General features: G+C 71.7%; 13 protein-coding genes. 7 read left to right on the forward strand and 6 right to left on the reverse strand.

Annotated features, from left to right (window positions below; translation table 11 throughout):
* Positions 1-249: 249 nt before the first annotated feature.
* Positions 250-1,911, forward strand: coding sequence for a CocE/NonD family hydrolase (locus tag ACZZ97_RS06220; RefSeq protein WP_463472606.1), 1,662 nt, complete (start codon positions 250-252; stop codon positions 1,909-1,911).
* A gap of 96 nt (positions 1,912-2,007) precedes the next feature.
* Here the strand turns inward: ACZZ97_RS06220 and ACZZ97_RS06225 are convergent, their stop codons facing one another.
* On the reverse strand, positions 2,008-3,246 hold the full coding sequence (locus tag ACZZ97_RS06225) for an alpha-hydroxy acid oxidase (protein WP_463472607.1): 1,239 nt from the start codon (positions 3,244-3,246) through the stop codon (positions 2,008-2,010).
* A gap of 40 nt (positions 3,247-3,286) precedes the next feature.
* Positions 3,287-4,324 (reverse strand): rhamnulokinase, encoded by a 1,038-nt coding sequence (locus ACZZ97_RS06230; RefSeq protein WP_463472608.1) that lies wholly within the window; start codon positions 4,322-4,324, stop codon positions 3,287-3,289.
* Here ACZZ97_RS06230 and ACZZ97_RS06235 point away from each other — a divergent pair.
* From ACZZ97_RS06235 to ACZZ97_RS06245, 3 genes are all read left to right on the forward strand, one after another.
* Positions 4,311-5,306 carry a LacI family DNA-binding transcriptional regulator gene (locus ACZZ97_RS06235; RefSeq protein WP_463472609.1) on the forward strand — a complete coding sequence of 332 codons (996 nt, stop codon included), beginning with the start codon at positions 4,311-4,313 and terminating at the stop codon, positions 5,304-5,306. The genes ACZZ97_RS06230 and ACZZ97_RS06235 overlap by 14 nt on opposite strands.
* Before the next feature lie 470 nt (positions 5,307-5,776).
* On the forward strand, positions 5,777-6,616 hold the full coding sequence (locus tag ACZZ97_RS06240) for an alcohol dehydrogenase catalytic domain-containing protein (RefSeq protein WP_463472610.1): 840 nt from the start codon (positions 5,777-5,779) through the stop codon (positions 6,614-6,616).
* 135 nt (positions 6,617-6,751) lie between these two features.
* Positions 6,752-7,099, forward strand: coding sequence for a hypothetical protein (locus ACZZ97_RS06245; RefSeq protein ID WP_148050027.1), 348 nt, complete (start codon positions 6,752-6,754; stop codon positions 7,097-7,099).
* 49 nt (positions 7,100-7,148) lie between these two features.
* On the opposite strand, the gene ACZZ97_RS06250 is transcribed toward ACZZ97_RS06245, so the two are convergent.
* From ACZZ97_RS06250 to ACZZ97_RS06265, 4 genes are read right to left on the reverse strand one after another with little or no spacing between them, the layout of a single operon-like run.
* A complete protein-coding gene (locus tag ACZZ97_RS06250) occupies positions 7,149-7,997 on the reverse strand; it encodes a glycosyltransferase family 2 protein (protein ID WP_463472611.1) in 849 nt (282 codons plus the stop codon).
* On the reverse strand, positions 7,994-9,058 hold the full coding sequence (locus tag ACZZ97_RS06255) for a glycosyltransferase (RefSeq protein WP_463472612.1): 1,065 nt from the start codon (positions 9,056-9,058) through the stop codon (positions 7,994-7,996). The genes ACZZ97_RS06250 and ACZZ97_RS06255 overlap by 4 nt, the downstream gene beginning before the upstream one ends.
* Complete coding sequence (locus ACZZ97_RS06260) at positions 9,055-10,272, reverse strand: glycosyltransferase (protein ID WP_463472613.1); 1,218 nt, start codon at positions 10,270-10,272, stop codon at positions 9,055-9,057. The genes ACZZ97_RS06255 and ACZZ97_RS06260 overlap by 4 nt, the downstream gene beginning before the upstream one ends.
* Complete coding sequence (locus ACZZ97_RS06265; RefSeq protein WP_463472614.1) at positions 10,269-11,471, reverse strand: hypothetical protein; 1,203 nt, start codon at positions 11,469-11,471, stop codon at positions 10,269-10,271. The genes ACZZ97_RS06260 and ACZZ97_RS06265 overlap by 4 nt, the downstream gene beginning before the upstream one ends.
* A gap of 253 nt (positions 11,472-11,724) precedes the next feature.
* On the opposite strand from ACZZ97_RS06265, the gene ACZZ97_RS06270 reads away from it, so the two are divergent.
* From ACZZ97_RS06270 to ACZZ97_RS06280, 3 genes are read left to right on the forward strand one after another with little or no spacing between them, the layout of a single operon-like run.
* On the forward strand, positions 11,725-12,657 hold the full coding sequence (locus ACZZ97_RS06270) for a WcbI family polysaccharide biosynthesis putative acetyltransferase (RefSeq protein WP_314102443.1): 933 nt from the start codon (positions 11,725-11,727) through the stop codon (positions 12,655-12,657).
* A gap of 35 nt (positions 12,658-12,692) precedes the next feature.
* Complete coding sequence (locus ACZZ97_RS06275) at positions 12,693-13,742, forward strand: glycosyltransferase family protein (RefSeq protein ID WP_463472615.1); 1,050 nt, start codon at positions 12,693-12,695, stop codon at positions 13,740-13,742.
* On the forward strand, positions 13,739-15,127 hold the full coding sequence (locus ACZZ97_RS06280; protein ID WP_463472616.1) for a glycosyltransferase family 2 protein: 1,389 nt from the start codon (positions 13,739-13,741) through the stop codon (positions 15,125-15,127). The genes ACZZ97_RS06275 and ACZZ97_RS06280 overlap by 4 nt, the downstream gene beginning before the upstream one ends.
* The last annotated feature ends 13 nt before the right edge of the window (positions 15,128-15,140 follow it).

The following is a 15,140-nucleotide window of genomic DNA, read 5'->3' on the forward strand; positions in this document are numbered from 1 at the left end:
CGTCCGAAAGAGCGTTGATGCGGATCTGGTCCTCTCGAGAAGGCGGTCGACGGAATGGATCGCGAGTCCTGTCTGAGGTAGCGTAATTCTTACTGTTGCAACATGCTTTCGGTGAACGGAATAATGCTGCCGCCAGCGGCTCTTCACGACGACGATCGGTGCCTTGATGACGATTCACCTCGACTCGGGGCTGTCCGCTTCCCTGGTAGTCAACTCAATTGCCTCCTCCGAGCCGCAAGGCGCCGAGTAATGGAGGACGCGACCGTGGACGCGCCACCATGGGGTAAGCGTCGTTCCGTCATCCGCGTCGTCTGGGACGCCATCGGGGCGCGGATGCTCGCTTTGCCGAAGCCCACCAATCGCTACAGGCTCATGCAGAACACGCGTATCCCCATGCGCGACGGCGTTGTGCTGCTCGCAGATGTCCTTGTGCCTCTCGGTGATTCGAAGGGGACGGTCTTGTTCCGTTCGCCATACGGGTGGTCGCCCCTCATCGCTGGTCTCACCGCGAGCATGTATGCGCGGCATGGCTACACGGTCGTCCTCGCGCGTTGCCGGGGCACATTCGGCTCAGGAGGCAGCTTTGAGCCGCTGGTGAACGAGGCGGCGGATGGTGCGGACACCGTTGCTTGGCTGCGGCGGCAACCTTGGTTCACTGGGACGTTCGCCACCGCCGGAGGCTCATATCTGGGATGCGCGCAGTTCGCCATCCTGACGGACCCGCCGCCGGAGCTCGTTACCAGCATCATCCAATGCACCGCTTTCGACCTCGGGCGCCAGATTCATCGCGGGGGTGCCCTCGCCTTAGATACCTGGTTCGGGTGGACGCTGGCCGTGCTGCGTCAGGAATCGGGTTTCGCACGCGCGTCCATCAAGGCTCGACGGGCGAGAGAGCAAGACAAACGCCATGAACGTGCCCTTCCGCTGTTGGAAGGGGCTGGGACTGCCTTTGGCCAGCGGGCGCCGTGGTATCAGGAATGGATACGGCGGCGAGAGATGGACGATCCTTACTGGAGGGCGTATGACTTCAGTGCGGCGCTGCACCGCATCGAGATCCCCGTCCTCGTTCAGGTCGGATGGCAGGACGTGTTCCTCGATCAGGGTGTCCAGACGGTCGAACGCCTCCAGGAGCGGGGCGCCGACGTCGCGATGACTGCAGGCCCGTGGACCCACAAGAGCGCCCCCCTCGAAGGTGGCTACACGGTGAAGGAGACTCTGCAGTGGCTAGACCAGCACTTCACGTCGACAAGTCGCCGACGCTCGTCACCCGTCCGAGCGTTCGTGGGCGGGGCTGAGAAATGGATCAGTCTCCCTTCCTGGCCGCCAGCGTCGAAGGAAGTCGTCCTCTATCCGCATGCGACGGGCGCTCTTCTCCCTGACCTACCCGTCGAGGGAGCGACAGTTGAGTTCACGTATCGACCCGATGACCCGACTCCGTCTCTGGGCGGACCTCTGAACGGGCCGAATGCCGGCCGTATCGACGATTCAGCGCTGGCCGACCGTGATGACGTCCTGACCTTCACCGGCGCGCCGCTGGAAGCGCCCCTCAGCATCATCGGATCGCCGCGAGTCGAGCTCACTCAGGGACTCTCAAACCCGTACGCAGACGTCTTCGCTCGTCTTTCCGTGGTGGATCGGGCAGGACGCTCCCGCAACCTGACGGAAGGCTTCGTCCGACTCGACCCGGACAGGATTTCTGGAGCCGTCGGCTTGAAGCTCGATCCGACGGCGCATGAGTTCCAGAAGGGTGAGCGTATCCGCCTCGTTCTCGCCGGTGGCAGCTTTCCGCGCTGGGAACGCAACATCGGCACGGAGGAGAACCCGGCTACGTCGGCTGATCTCGCCCCGTCCAGGCGGATCATCGACCTGCGGCGATCCCGCCTCATCCTTCCCACGACGCCCACCCGGTGACCCCTGAAGGGGAAGCCGTAAGTTACCTCGTCGACGAGCCCTCTATGCCGCCGATGCAGGATTCCTAGTAGACAGACACCGTCGAGGTCTCTGCCTTCAGCCGCGGGGGCGAGGCAGGAGACGCTCCAGTTGCGTTACGTGGGCAGGGGTCAGCTCTTCCAGCGAGTGAGCGCCGAGAAGTTTCATGGTCCGGACGATCTGGTCCGAAAGAATTTTGATGGTGCGGTCTACACCTTCTCGACCGCCAGCCATGAGCCCGTAGAGGTAGGCCCGTCCGATCAGCGTGGACTTTGCTCCGAGCGCGATCGAGGACACGATGTCGGCGCCGTTCATGATGCCGGTGTCGACCAGGATTTCGGTGTCGTTTCCCACCTCGCGCACGACCTCGGGGAGAAGGTGGAAGGGGATGGGTGCGCGATCGAGCTGTCGCCCACCGTGGTTGGACAGCACGATCCCGTCGACGCCGAGGGCGGTGAACTTCTTGGCGTCCTCGACGCTCTGCACGCCCTTGACTGCGAGCTTGCCCGGCCAGAGGCCTCGGATCACTTCGAGGTCCTCGAAGCTGATGGTCGGGTCCATGGCCAGGTCGAGGAGGTCACCGACGGTGCCCCCTGTGGAGCTCAAGGAAGCGAACTCGAGCTTGGAGGTGGTGAGGAAGTCGTACCACCACCACGGGCGAGGGAGTGCGTCCAGGACCGTGCCGATGGTGAGCTGCGGCGGAATGGAGAAGCCGTTGCGCTTGTCCCTGAGGCGCGCCCCTGCGACGGGGGTGTCGACGGTGAAGAACAGTGTCTCGTACCCGGCGGCTGCCGCTCGTTCGACGAGACCGTAAGAGATCTCACGCTGGCGCATGACGTACAGCTGGAACCAGTTCCGCCCGTTCGGGTTGACCTCCTTCACCGTCTCGATCGAGGTCGTCCCCAGTGTGGAGAGGGTGAACGGGATGCCGGCAGCACCAGCTGCCCCAGCGCCGGCGATCTCCCCTTCGGTCTGCATGAGCCGCGTGAAGCCAGTGGGGGCGATCGCGAAGGGCATGGCCGACTTCTCACCGAAGATGGTCGCGGTCGTGTCTACAGCTGCCACGTCCCGAAGTACCTGCGGGTGGAACTCGACGTCCTCGAAAGCCTGACGTGCACGGGCGATCGAGATCTCACCCTCCGCCGAGCCGTCGGTGTAGTCGAACGCCGCCTTGGGTGTGCGTTTCTTGGCGATGGCGCGAAGGTCCTCGATCGTGAGGGCCGCGTCGAGGCGTCGCTTGCGACCATCGAGTTCGGGCTTCTTGAAGCTCATGTACTCGAGGAGCTCGACGGGCTTGGGGAACTGACGCTGCACCATGTGCTGCCAGCCTTTCGTGGTCAGAGGGAAGGGCAGTAGATCAGGAAGAGGACGACTCAGGCAGGTAGCGCGTAGGCGGGAACGCCTGCGCGACGAGAGCGCGGAGCGATTCCAGAGAACCAGTGACGATCCTCTGCGCGCGGGCTTGGATGAGGATGTTGCCGATGGCTGTGGCCTCGGTGGGTCCGGCGAGGACTGTCAGACCGGTTCGGTTGGCCGTCAGCTGACAGAGGAGTGCGTTCTCTGATCCGCCGCCGACGATGTGCACTGCCTCGACGTGCTGGCCGGAGAGCGTGGTCGCCTGGCGGAGAGTCGTGGCGTAGGCCTCGGCCAGGGACTCGAGGATCGACCTGACGAACTCGGCACGGGTGGCAGGGGGCGTGGCCGTGTGCTCCGCGCACCACTCCGCGATGCGAGAGGGAATGTCCCCGGGGTCGATGAAACGTTCGTCCGAGGCGTCGAATGTCGTCACGGGCTCCCGTACCGCGGCTGCTTCCGCGATCAATGTCGGCAGCGAGATGCGGTCTCCGCTCTGGGCTTCCCACGTGCGGATGGACTCGGACAGCAGCCACAGCCCGGACACGTTCTTCAGGAACCGGGTCCTGCCGTCGACTCCGCCTGCGTTGGTGAAGTTGGCTGTCCGTGCCTCAGGCGTGAGGACGGGGCTGCTGAGTTCGACCCCGACGAGGGACCAGGTGCCGCTGCGGATGTAGGCGACCTCGTCAGATGTCGAGGGGATGGCAACGACAGCGGATGCTGTGTCGTGGGAGCCCACGGCGACTACCTCGATCGAGGTCGGTGCCCGCAGCTCGGCTGCGACCGTCGGCAGGAGCGAACCGAGACGCGTGCCCGGTTCGATCAGCGGAGCGAGGATGCTCCCGGGGAAGTCGAGGCGGCTCAGGAGGTCGGTGTCCCAGGTCCTCGTGCGGGGATCCAGCAACCCTGTGGTCGATGCGTTCGTGACCTCGGTGGCTGCGATCCCGGTGAGCCAGTAGCCCACGAGATCAGGCACGAGGAGCGCCTGGTCCGCGGGTCGAAAACCATCACGACAGCGGGGAGTATCCGTGCCGGTAAGCATCAGAGACGTCGCACTGCGGGCTGGTGTGTCCGTGGGCACTGTCTCCAACGTGCTGAATCGACCGGACAAGGTTAGCGAGACGGCCACTCTCCGGGTGCTGACTGCCATCAACGAACTTGGATTCGTCCGGAACGACGCAGCACGACAACTCCGCGCGGGTAGAAGCCGCACCATCGGACTCATCGTTCTCGACTCGGGTAACCCGTTCTTCGCCGATCTCGCACGCGGGGCACAGGCTCGAGCTACCGAAGCTGGGCTGGTGATCATGGTCGCCAGTACCGATGGTGACGCTGACAGGGAGCACGCTTATCTCGACCTTTTTGAGGAACAGCGCGCCTTCGGCGTCCTCATCTCACCGCACGACGTCGATCCTGGTCGCCTAGAACAGTTGCGAAGCCACGGTGTGCCGTACGTCCTCGTCGACAAGGGAGCCAACGAGCCTGCCGTTTCATCTGTGACGGTCGACGACGTCGCGGGCGGCCGGCTCGCAGTCCAGCACCTCCTGAGACTGGGCCATCGACGCATCGCAGTCGTAGGCGGAGCCGAATCGATCAGTCAAGTGGCGGATCGTCTCCTTGGAGCGCGCCAGTCCATCGCTCAGGTGCCGGGAGCGAGCCTCGAGGAGATTGCTACGGCTGAGTTGTCCGTTCTGGCAGGACGCGAAGCCGGTCGCGATGTCGCTGCCCGTCTTAGGGCAGATCGTCCTCACGCCGTGTTCTGCGTCAACGACCTGCTTGCCGTTGGCATGCTGCAGGCGTTCTCGTTGCTCGGTGACGTCCGTGTCCCGGAAGACATTGCCTTGATCGGCTATGACGACATCGCGTTCGCGGCCTCCACTGTTGTTCCCCTTTCGAGCATCCGCCAACCCAGCGCTCTGATCGGCGCCACAGCTGTGGATCTGCTCCTGGCAGAGGGACCTAAGCACGTTCTGTTCCAGCCCGAATTGGTCGTTCGGGCATCCACGGTGCGTGGCGCTCCCTAGCGCTCCGAGCATGTGCCGGGTCCGCGTCGGGCTGGATGCGTCGGTTGAGCCACAGGCATCTAGAGGCCATAGGAGTTCCGCGGGCACATCACCGTGCTCCTCGACAAACCTAACGACGACGTCGCCCGCGTGTGGGACACCGAGTGCGTCGTCGCAGACGGCTTGTCCAGGAAGGATCTCATGGACCAGAGGATGGACAAACCTCTCTTACGCGTCACGGCGCCACGGTCCAACTTCGCTGCCCGGCTCGCCCCGGCGGACTCACCTCCTGGGTGGTTAGCCAAAGACCCGTAAGTGTTTGATCTCCTGACATGACACCTCCACCCTGGGTCTCAACGAATCGGGCGTTGCGAGGATTAGCTTCTTGCGCTTGTCCCTTCTGGGGCGTATGCGCACATGGCTGCAGTGACGTCGACCTCCTGCTGCAGAGACAGGTCTAGGTAGTGATTGCGCATCGTTTGCGGACTCTTGTGCCTCGCAAACTTTGTTGCCGCGAGTTCTCCGTCGGTGAGGGCGACCTGGGTGTCATCGTCGACCTCCCCGAGCCCGTGCCGACGGCCGACGGCGTGGTCGTCCGTGTCGCCGCGACCGGGGTCTGCCGCAGTGACCGGCACGTCTGGAAGGGGCACGACGACTCCGTGCACCTGCCGCACGTACCCGGTCACGAGTTCGCCGGCGTCGTCACGGCTGTGGGCCCGGGCGTCACCCGGGTCTCGGTCGGCGACCGGGTCACCGCCCCCTTCGTCTTCGCCTGCGGCACGTGCGACGAGTGCCGAGCAGGCGCGACCCAGGTGTGCGCGCGACAGGAGCAGCCGGGCTTCACCCTGCCCGGCTCGTGGGCCGAGTCCGTGGTCGTGCCGCACGCGGACGTCAACGTGATCGCCCTGCCGGACGCCGTCGGATTCGAGGCCGCGGCCGCGCTCGGCTGCCGTTTCGGGACGGCGTACCACGCGCTCCACGACCGGGCCAGGGTCCGGCAGGGCGAGCAGGTGGCCGTCTTCGGCTGCGGCGGGGTCGGCCTGTCAGCGATCGCGGTGGCCGTCGCCGCCGTCCAGGTGGGGCTCCTCCTCGACGACGAAGCCGCCCCCGTGATCGGGATGGGCCGAGTGATCGCCGACGAGCTCGAGCTGCTGGGCAGCCACGGCATCTCGGTCGGCGAGTACGCCGCGATGATCGCCGACGTCGTCGCGGGCCGGCTGCGGCCCGAGGAGTCGATCGGCCTGACGATCGGCTTCGGCGACCTGCCCGGCGCCCTCGCCGCCATGGACCGTCCGGCGAGCACCGCCGGCATGACGGTGGCCGTGTTCTGACGATCCGGAACTGAGCGGCCTCTCGGGCGCACGCCGGGACGGCCTCCACAGGACCTCGCCCCACGACCAGGGCAAGATGGACCCACAGAGCTCGTCCGCGGGGACGAGCCGACGTCGACCCAGGAGGAGACCGCGGTGCCGCGACTGACGATGGACGAGCTCACGGGCTGGATCGACGAGTTCCACTCGTCCGAGCAGGTCGACGCCGCCGCACCGCAGGCCGTGGACACGTCGTGGGACGAGACCACGGTCGACACCGGGCTCGTCGTCCTGCGTCTCGAGACGTCCGGGACCGAGGTGTACCTGCGTCGCAAGATCGGTGGGTCGCCCGAGTGGACGGTCACGTTCGAGGCCCGCGAGCACGCCGCCGAGGCGACGTCCGCGCAGGTCACGGCGCTGGCGGCCGAGGTGAGCGCCGTCGCACGGCTCTGTTCGTTCCTCAGCGAGCGCACCGCCGAGCACGCCCGGCTCCGGTCGGGATGACCGAGGGCCGTCTCCCGCACCCGGCGGACAGGCGAGGAGCGCAGACCGCTCAGGCCGTGACGCGCTCCCAGCCGCCGTCCTCGGCGACGCGCACCGCGCCTCCTTCGCGGAACGCCTCGAGCCAGCCGCCCATCGGCCACTCGCCCCACCGCTCGGCGAACCGTCGGCCGTTGCGGAGGATGTCGTCGAGGTGCTGCCAGGGCGGCGACGTCGTGGGGTGCCACTGGTGGTAGGCGTGCGCACCGCCGACCCACACGAGCGGCAGGCCCAGCGACCGCGCGGTGAAGGCGAAGTCGGTGTCCTCGCCGCCGTAGCCCTCGTAGCCGGGCTCGAAGCCGCCCGTCCGCGCCCAGGTGTCGGCCGCGAGGGCGAACGACAGCGACCAGAACAGCGGGTACTGGTCGTGCCCGGCGACGACCGTCTCGCCGGCCTCGGGCGAGGGGCGCGCCGCGTGCGGCCGCGTCGCGGCGTCGAGCGAGTCGTCGTCCATGCCCACGTGACCCTCGGGCAGGTACGTCACCGGGCCGCAGAGCAACGCATGAGGGTGCGCCGACGCGGCGGCCTCGTAGCGGGCGACCAGGTCGGGGCCGGGCACGCAGTCCGCGTCGAGGAACACCACGAGCGACGCGCCGAGGGCGATCGCCCGCTCGGCACCCGCGTTCCTGCCGGCCGCGAGGCGCAGGCCGTCGGGCCCTGGCGGCACGTGCAGCACGTGGGCGTCCGCCAGCTCCGGGAGCGCGGGCGCCGGCGTCTCGTCGAGCCAGACGACGACGTGGGGCACCGACGGCCGGAGGCGCGCCAGGGCCCCGCGCTGCGGCAGGAGGTGGTCGAGACGCGCGGCCGAGCAGAGGGTGACCGCGACCGTCGAGCCGGTCGGCGCGGGGTGCCGCCCCGTCACCGTGCGACCTCGGCGATCACCGCGGCCGCGCGGGCAGCGGCACCGTCGACCTGCCACAGCGACCAGTCAGGGTCGAGCGCACGCGCCCGGTCGAGCAGGTCGGTCCACGCCTCAGGCGCGGGCCAGCCGTGGTCGGCACGGCCGCGATCGGGAACGACGGCGAGCCCGCGCTCGTCGAGGAGGCGCCCTGTCGTCCACTGCTCGTCGAAGGGCCTGTCCTGGGGAACGACCACCGCACGGGCACCGGCGGCCGCGAGGTCGGCGACGCTGTTCTGGCCGGCGGCCGAGACGACTACCTCGGCCCCGACGAGGAGCGGCCAGGGGTCGTCGACCCAGCTGTCGGCCGAGGCGCCGAGCACGGACCAGCGCCAGGCAGGCGTGGCCCCGGAGGCCTCGGCGACGCGCTGCGCGAGGCCCTCGCGACCCTCGGCGCCGCCGCCGGCCAGGACCAGGACCGTGCCGGGGGCCGGTGAGCCGGGGCCGTCGACCCGGCCGTCGTGCCGGGAGATCCCGCCGACGAGCCGGACCCTGTCCCGGACGTGGTCGAGAGCGGCCGAGACGTGCAGTCCCTCCGCCCAGGGCGCGAGGACCCGGTCCGCCGCGTCCCAGCCGAGGGCGTGCGGGGCGTCCGTGCGGTCGCCGGGCTGGGCGACGACGACGGGCGGCACCCCGAGCAGGCGGACGAGCAGCGTGACCTCGACGGAGACGTCGACGACGAACGCCCGGGGCCGGGCGTGCGCGATCCAGGCCGCGACGGCGGCGAGGCGGCCGGCGTGGCCGTCATGGTGCAGCGGCGCCCAGTGCAGCAGCCCGCGCACCGTCGGGTCGGTGCCCGCCTCGGGGTCGCCGGGGGCCCGCGTCGTGCCGTCGGGCGCGACGACGTCGTGGTCGTCCCGGGGGAGCTGCAGCCAGGTCGTCGCCTCGGGCAGGACGGCCGGGGCGGCGAGGGAGCTGAAGACGACCACGTCGGCGTCGAGGTGCGGCCGCACCGCCAGCAGTCGCGTCAGGTGGCCGGCGCCGTGGTGGTGCACGTACCAGCCGACGAGAGGACGCGCCGTCACGCGACGGCCTCCGGGGCGAGCAGGGCCCTGGCCCTCCCGGCACCGGTGAGGTGACCGGCGACGAGGGCCTCGTGCACCTCCTCGACCACCTCGGCACGGCGGTGCAGCGAGAAGCGGGCCACCGCGTCGGCCCGCACCCTGCGGCGGAAGCCCGGCGTCGTGGAGGCCTCGGCCGCGAGGCCAGCCGCGAGGTGCGCGAGCCCGGCCACGTCGTCCCGCGGGACGAGACCTGCCCCGATGCTCGAACCGACGACCTCGGGGACGCCGCCGGTCGCGAAGGAGGCGACGGGCGTGCCGGTCGACAGCGCCTCCGCGATGACGAGCCCGAACGGCTCCTCCCAGCAGGGAGTGACGAGGGCGCAGGCCGACCGGCCGACGAGGTCGGCGAGCTCGGGCTGCCGCAGCGGCCCCACGTGCTCGGCGTCCGCCCCCAGCAGGGGCACGACCATCGACTCGTGGTAGTCCACGTCGCCGACCCGCCCGGCGAGCACGATGCGCCTGCCGGCGAGGCGCGCGGCCTCGATCGCGAGGTGCGGTCCCTTCTCGGGGACGATCCGCCCGGTCCAGACCAGGTCGTCGCCGCCGGGGCCGAGGGGCCAGAGGTCGGTGTCCACCGCGTTCGGGAGCACGCGCGCCTCGACGCCCTCGGCCCGCCAGACGGCCGCGGTGTGCTCGCTCACGGCGAGGAACGCGCTGCGCGGCTCGACGCCGGCCCGGTGGTGCTCGAGCAGGTCGGGCAGCGTCGGGGTGTGCAGGGTCGAGACGACGGGCACGCCGAGCTCGCCAGCCCGCGAGAGCACGTGGCCGCTGAGGGAGTGGTTCTCGACGACGTCGATCTCGTCGGCGTGGTCGCGGATCCAGTCGAGGGCGCGGTGCAGCGCCGGCACGGCCACCTCGAGGTAGCCGTCGGGGTAGGTCGAGTCGGTGGCGTCGGCCGGGTCGTCCCAGTGCACGGCGGGCAGGGCGAACTCGGGGGGGCCGCCGAGCAGGTGGTCGCTGCCCTCGACGGCGCAGAGCAGCACCTGGTGGCCACGCGAGCGGAGGACGCGCACCTGGTGCCACACGCTCGACTCCAGGCCGCCCGCGTGGGGCTCGGCGATCGGGTAGCGAAGGGGGGCGACGACGACGATGCGGCGCGGGCGCGGAGCCGTGCGCGCGGGCTCGGCGAGCGCGGCCGACCGGGAGGCGGCGCCCGTCTCGCACACGGCCGTCACGAGACCAGCTCCGAGGGTCGGGCGGTCGAGGTGGGCTCGGCGGCGCCGGGCGCGCGACGGGCCGAGGCCGCGACGACGGAGCGCTCGTACGCGTCGAGGTGCGCCTGCGCGATCTCGTCGCGCTGGGCCCGTCGCTGCTCGCGGCGCTCCGCCACGAGAGCCCGTCGCGCTGCCGAGCCGGGCCGTGCGGGTGCGTCTCCGCGCGCCCGCACGAGCGAGGAGACGGCGGCCGCCAGCTGACCGGCGTCGCCGGCGTCGAAGGACGCGGTGTCCACGGCGGCGGGGTGCTGGTCGGCGACGTGGCCGACCCGCGGCGCCGCGACGGGGACGCCGAGGTCCCAGCTGAGCTCGACCCAGCCGGAGTGGGTCCCGTGCGAGTACGGCAGCACGACGACGTCGAGGTCGGCCAGCGCCTCCGCGAGCTCGTCGTCGTCCAGCCGCGGGTGGACGACCAGCGACACGTCGAGGTGACCGGGGGCGTCCGCGACGAGGGCCTGCACCTCGGCGAGCGCCGCGGCGTCGCGGACGCGCTCGTTGACGTCGACCCGCACGACGACGGGCCGACCGGCCTCGGCCAGGAGCCCGGCGGCCGCGATCAGGGTCGCGACGGAGCCCGGTCCGTCGACGTTGGGACGCAGGTCGCGCAGGCTGACGCCGACGACGACCTCGTCGTGCGAGGTGCCGGTCGGCGCGACCGAGTCGAGGGGGAGGAGGTGCGGGTGCGGCACGACGACGGGCCGGCGCCCGAAGGTGCGCTCGACCTCGTCCGCGGCCCCCGCCGTCAGCGTGAGCAGCTCGTCGGACTCGGCGACCAGCAGGCCCAGGTGGGCGAGGTGCGGCGCCTGGTCCGCCAGCTGCGGGTTCACGAGGTCGTGCACGGTGTGGACGATCGGCAGCCGTGCGGCACGGGCGGCGTCGACGACGCGGCGGAGGTGCTCGAGGTCGTACGACTCGGTGCCGAAGTGCACGTGCAGCACGTCGACCTGGGCGGCGTGCTCGGCGATCCAGCCGGCGTCGAGCACGACGGGCGGCCACCAGCGGGCGGGCTCGGCGGGGTCGGGCAGCGGGTCGGCGAGACGGACCACGACCCGGGCGACGGCGGAGTCGTCGGCCGGCTCGAGGTGGCGGACGTAGGGGTGGCCGGCGGGCACGGACGCGACGCGCAGGGCGTCGCGGGCGGGCGGCGGGGTGTCGATCATCGGGCCTCCTCGGCTCAGTCGGGGCGCGACGGTCGGGCAGACCGTCGGGAGGTGAGCCGGGGCGACTCGGGGACCCTGGGGAGACCGGGGGCCCGGTTCGCGTCGAGGGAGGGGGCCGATGGGAGCGGCCTTCCTGCACCATAGCCGGAGAAGGGCCTCTGTGCCCGGTGACGCAGAGTGGCCCTCACGGGGCGCCATCCAGCACGATGGGGTCGTCGCGTCTGCCACCTGCGGGACGCCACGGAGAGGCACCATGACCCAGCACACCCCGGCCGTCGACGGCCGCACCCGGCACTACGGGCATTTCTACGGTCTCGGCGAGCCCGAGGGCGACGGTCCCGTGGCCGTCGTGATCGGCAACTGCCAGGCCGAGTCGCTCCGGGTCGCGCTCGACGGGGGCGGCCTCCGCACCGTCCGGACACCTGCTGTTCACGAGCTCGTCACCGCAGACCTGCCGCACCTGGACCGCTGGCTGGCCCGTGCCTCCGTGCTGGTCTCCCAGCCGGTGCGCGACGACTACCACGACCTCCCGCTCGGCACGCGGCAGCTGACCGGCCGGCTCGGCGCCGGGGCACGCGTCGTCGCCGTGCCCGTCGTCCGCTTCGCGGGCCTCTACCCGACGTCGGCGATCGTCCGGCCGCCGAACGACCCGTCGCTGGTGCCGCCGCTGGTCGACTACCACGACCTCGTCGTGCTGGCCGAGGCGGCCGCCCGGCGTGACGGCACGACGCCCCCGGTCCCACGGCTGGACGCCGAGTCGGTCCGGTCGGTCGCCGCGCTCTCGCTGCACGAGCTGCGGAAGCGCGAGGAGGCGCACGACGCGGTGGTCGCGTCCGACCTGTTCGACGACCCGTCGTTCGCGCAGATGCGCACCCTCAACCACCCGGGCAACCCCGTGTGGACGGCGCTCGCGTCCCGCGTCCGCGATCGCCTGGGGCTGCCCGAGCACGTCGTCGACCCGGGACGGCAGCTGCTCGACAGCGTCCACGCGCCGCGGCTGCAGGCGGTCGTCGACGCCTTCGGGCTCGACGACGAGGCCACCGACCACTGGATCGTCGAGGGCACCCGGGTACCCCGCGAGGAGGTCCGGGAGGCGCATCTCCGGTGGTACGAGCGCGAGCCGCAGGTCGTCGACGCCGGCCTCGCCCGCCACGCCGACTCCCTGGCGCTGCTGGGGCTCGCGTGAACGCCGGGCTGCCGGGCGTACCGGACGTGCATGCCGTGCCAGCCCTCGTCGTGACCGACGACCCGCAGCACGGCGTGACGGTCCTCGCCCGGCGCGTCGCCGACGCGGTCGCCCGCCGCACGGGTCGGGACCTCGCGGTCTCCCCGTCCGACCTGACCGGGCCCAGGCCGCCCGCCTCGGCCCACGTGCACTTCACCGACCGGCTGTGGGCGACGTCGCCCGAGGACGCCGCGGACCGCCTCGTCGACCTCGCCGGCCGTGTCGCCCTGACGGTCACCCTGCACGACCTGCCGCAGCCGTCCGACGGCGAGCGGAACCTCGTCCGGCGTGGCGACTGCTACCGGCGCGTGGTCGAGGCCGCGGCGGGCACGGTCGTCAACAGCGAGCACGAGGCGCTGTTGCTCGCCGAGTTCACGACCGACGGGGTGCGACCCGGCGTCGTCCCGCTCCCCGTGGACCTCGCCCCGCCGCTGACCGGACGGCCCGCGGCCGACGGCACCGCCGCCGTCATCGGCTTCGTCTACCCCGGCAAGGGCCATGCGGAACTCGTCGACGCCGTCGCCAGGCTGCGGGCCCGCGGGGACGACGCGGCCGGGTCGCTGCGCGTCACCGCGCTCGGCCGTGCCAGCGCGGGGCACGAGGCCGAGACCGACCAGCTCGTGTCGGACGCCGCCTCCCTCGGGGTCGTCCTCGACGTGACCGGGTACCTCGACGACGCGGTGCTCCTCGACCGCTGCCGCCGCGCCTCCGTGCCGGTCGCCGTGCACCGGCACGTCTCGGCGTCGGGGTCGATCGCGACCTGGATCGGCGCCGGGCGACGCCCGATCGTGCCGGACACGCGGTACTCCCGCGAGATGGCGGCGCTCCGGCCCGGCACCCTCACCCTGATCGACGACGATCCCGACGCCCTCGCGGAGGCCGTCGCGCGGGCCGTCGCCGACCCGGGGTCCACCTGGCTGGCTCCCGACGCCCGGACGGCGCCCGACATCGACGACGTCGCGGCGGCGTACCTCGCGTGGTGGGCCGGACGCGAGCGGCCCGGCCGCGACCAGGCCGGCCGCGAGCGCACGGGAGCCACGTCGTGACCGACGAGCGACGAGACGAGGAGGCGCCCGCCCGGTCCCCGAGGCAGCGCAGGGGAGTCCCGGGCAACCGCTGGGACCTGCTCGACGGCTTCGTGCCCGACCCGCTGCCGACCGTCTCCGTGGTCGTGGCCCACTACCGCCAGCAGGCCGAGCTGGACCGGACCCTCGCCGCCCTCGCGCGGCAGGACCACCCGGCCGAGCTGCTCGAGGTCGTCGTGGTCGACGACGGCTCGCCCGAGGCGCCCCGGGTGCCGGCCGGCGTGCGGCTGGTCGTCCAGGCCGACGAAGGCTTCCGGCTCTCCGCGGCGCGCAACCTCGGGGTGCGCTCGTCGACGGGCGAGGTGCTCTGCTTCCTCGACGCCGACACGGCGCCCGAGCCCGGCTGGGTGACGGCCATGTCGAGGCTGCCCGCCCTCGCGCCGGAGGCCGTCGTCGTCGGCACGAGGCGCCACGCCGACTTCGGCGGCGTCGCCGTCGACGCCCCTGTCGAGCAGGAGGGGCCACGGCACGAACTGCCCGCCCCGCGCTGGCTCGACGACGCCTACCGCGCCAGCCGCGACCTGCTCGACGCCGACGACCGCTCGTACCGGCACGTCATCGGCGCCGTGCTCGCGTGCTCCCGCTCGTTCCTCGAGACCGTCGGCGGCTTCGACGAGGACTTCACGACCTACGGCGGAGAGGACTGGGAGTGGGCCTGGCGTGCCTGGCGCGGGGGCGCGCTGCTCGCCCACGAACCGGCTGCCGTCGCCTGGCACGACGGCCCGGACTGGGCCGGCCGCGACTCGGTCGACCGCCAGCGGCAGAAGAACGGCGAGACGCTCGTGCTCAGCGGGCTCGTCCCCGTCGAGGGCTCGCGGCCGCGAGGGCTCCGGGGGGCGACCCCCGACGTGCTGGTGCGGCTCGCCGCGGCGCCCTCGGCGGGCACCGCCTGGCTCTGCGTCGACACCGTCCTGGCCGCGCTGCCCGGCTCCGTCGTCGTGGTGCCCGACGAGCACCTGTCCGTCTTCGCCGCCGACGCGCGCGTCGTCGGCGCCTCGGACGAGGTGGCCGCCAGGGCGACGCGCACGGCGCGGGTGACCGTCGACCTGCCGGCCCCAGTGCGCGTCCGGGACGCTGCCCCCCTGCTCGAGGCGGTCTGCTCGGTCGGCGTCGGGGCCCTCGGCACCGTCGAGGTCACGGAGGAGGCGACGGGCGACGGGCCGGACGGCACACCCGACGAAGGAGGCGGCGCCCCGGTCCTGCGCATCCGCTCGAGCCGCGCCGACGCCCGCGCCCGGCTCCACGGCACCGAGGAGTTCTTCGAGACCCGCCGCGTCGCGGCGACCTGGTGCGAGCGCGTCGAGGGCGAGCCCTCGCTCGCGGCCTACCTGGGCGGCTGGGGCTGACCCAGGCAGGCAA

The organism is Frigoribacterium sp. AC512, from assembly GCF_979258295.1.